Annotated in this window: 1 protein-coding gene; it reads right to left on the bottom strand. The window is 53.7% G+C overall.

All coding sequences use genetic code 11. The features are described 5' to 3' along the window. On the bottom strand, window positions 1-2,506 hold a 2,506-nt coding region (locus ACO6V1_RS23340), incomplete at its 3' end, for a hypothetical protein (protein WP_422468915.1). Window positions 2,507-2,691: the final 185 nt, after the last annotated feature.

The following is a 2,691-nucleotide window of genomic DNA, read 5'->3' as shown; positions in this document are numbered from 1 at the left end:
AATGTGATACCGAGTTGACCGCAGCGCTAGCCAGTTCTTTACCACGAGTCAGGGGTTTCTTCGCCAGCTCCTTACCACGCAACCCGTGCCGGTAACCGGTAATCCATAGATAGGTTGAATAGCCGACAATCCCCAATCCGCCCGCTGCCACAAGGGTACCTGTGGTAATGATCGCCGTAGCGGCTGTTGATGCTGTAGCGTCTGCTGACACTGTGGCGGCTGCTAACGCCGCCGCTGTTGACTCTGTAGTGGCCGTCGACGCCGAAGCGGTTGTTGACACTCTAGCGGCATTTACCGGGCAAACATCACCGTACGAAAAATCCAACGCATCCGGAAATTCAGTTCCCGAAGCGCAATTGGCTGTTAACACGCGTGGGTCAGCTTTTTGGCAAAGAAGCTGCTCATTGGATTCAGGTCCCAAAGCGCAATTGGCTGTTAAAACACGTGGGTCAGCTTTTTGGCAAAGAAGCTGCTCATTGGATTCAGGTCCAAAATCCTTTTTCATGATGACATAGCTATTCACCGCCATGGTGTTGGAAACCTTTTCGTTATTGGCAAACTTCCCTGCCCCGATGTCGGCGTATGCACCTTCACCCGAGGTTTCGACCGTGCTGTTCACTGCCGTGGTGTTGGCAACCGTTGCGTTATGGGCAACCTGCCCTACCCCGATGCCGGCGTATGCAGAATTACCCGAGGTTTTGACCGTGCTGTCCACCGCCGTGGTGCAGGCAACCGTTCCTTGATCGTAAACCGCCCCCGCCCCGATGCCGGCGTATGCATTTTCACCCGAGGTTTCGACCGTGCTGTCCACTGCCGTGGTGTTGGCAACCGTTGCAGTTCCGGAAACCTGCCCTCCCCCGATGCCGGCGCATGCTTTTTCACGCGAGGTTTTGACCATGCTGTTCACCGCCGTGGTGTTGGCAACCTTTCCTTGATCGTAAACCGCCCCCACCCCGATGCCGGCGTTTGCATCAGTACTCGAGGTTTCGACCGTGCTGTTCACCGCCGTGGTGTTGGCAACCTTTCCTTGATCGAAAACCGCCCCCACCCCGATGCCGGCGGATGCTGATTTACCCGAGGTTTCGACCGTGCTGTTGTCCACTGCCGTGGTGTTGGCAACCACCGTTGCATTTCCGGAAACCTGCCCTCCCCCGATGCCGGCGTATGCATCAGTACCCGAGGTTTTGACCGTGCTGTTCACCGCCCTGGTGTTGGCAACCGTTCCTACAGTGTCAACCCACCCCCCTCCAATGCCGGCGTGCGCATAAGTACCCGAGGTTTTGACCGTGCTGTTCACCGCCCTGGTGTTGGCAACATTTCCATCAATCACCCCCCCCCCGATGCCGGCGCGTGCATAAAGACCCAAGGTTTCGACCGTGCTTTTCACCGCCGTGGTGTTGGCAACCGTTGCTCCAGGGGCAACCACCCCCACTCCAATGCCGGCGTGTGCAGATTGACCCTTGTTGGTTTTGACCGTGCTGTCCACCGCCGTGGTGTTGGCAACCATTCCTCCATCGTGAACTATCCCCCCCCCGATGCCGGCGTATCCACGTTCACCCGAGGTTTCCACCGCGCTGTCCACCGCCGTGATGTTGGCAACCGTTCCTTTAACCTCCCCTCCCCCAATGCCGGCGTAAGCTTTGTCACCCAAGGTGGAAACATGAGCATTTTTGGCCCGGACACCACTGACTGTGCCATTAATTTCAACAACACAGGCTGCTAACCCAGTCACCTTTGTGGAATTTATTATATTGGCACCAGTCAAGTGAAGGTCACTGATGCGGCCTTTCAGAGTGGCAACAAAACAGTCCGGCAGGTCGCTGATGGTACGGCACTGCCCATCGTACTGCCCGGTGAATGGATCGGTATCATTGCCAATGGATTGAAAGTCTTGAGTGACAACAATATCCGCCGTCTGTTGGTATATACCGTTCATTGGATAGCAGGGATCTCGACCAATCTTGTCCAGGGTTTTCGTATCATTAATCTTTATGGGCATCTTTATGGGTTGTGGACAATCGGCACTGTCATTCGAATTGGCATACTGAAAAAAGCTGGCCAGCGTGCCAAGTGCCAGCAGTCCTCTGGTTCCCTGACTCCCTTGATAGCGGGCTGCAGATGGCTGTTGAAGGGGTACGTCTTGCAGGCCGGGTTCTTTTTCCTGAGCCTCTTCCCCGGTTGCTTTTGATGTCTGTGGTAATTCCGGTTTGACATCCGGACCGGGCACACAGCTACCGAACCAGGCATCGGCAATATCTTTCGCTATGAAAAGCATGGGACTCAACGGCACGATAGTTGCCGTGGCCAGTCGCCCAATACCTTCCAGTGCTTTATCGGGATTAATACTGAAGCGAGGATCTTCCATCGGAATCAATGATTTCACAAATGCTTTAGCAACAGCAACACCATGGCCGAGCCAGGAATGTTCGACGCCATTCCCTGAACATTGGGAAGCGCTGTCATAAATTGGTTGCTGAATGGGTTGCTGAATGGGTTGTTGAATCATAAACAAGCCTCGATGATGTTGCATAAAAGTACATTGGAAATATGTACAAAAAATACTTGCATCATTGATCCATCCAGTGATGTAAAAGTTCCCGGGTTATGTTTTTTTCTTAATACAAAAAACTGACTTCACGTGGCCTAACCATCCGCTTCCCGCACTCTACGGATGAGAAAGTCCATATCCAG

The sequence above is a fragment of the Endozoicomonas sp. ALC013 genome, assembly GCF_049310205.1.
Classification (GTDB): domain Bacteria; phylum Pseudomonadota; class Gammaproteobacteria; order Pseudomonadales; family Endozoicomonadaceae; genus Endozoicomonas.
Note: the sequence above shows the minus strand (reverse complement) of the source record. Positions and strands in the feature narration are given on the sequence as shown.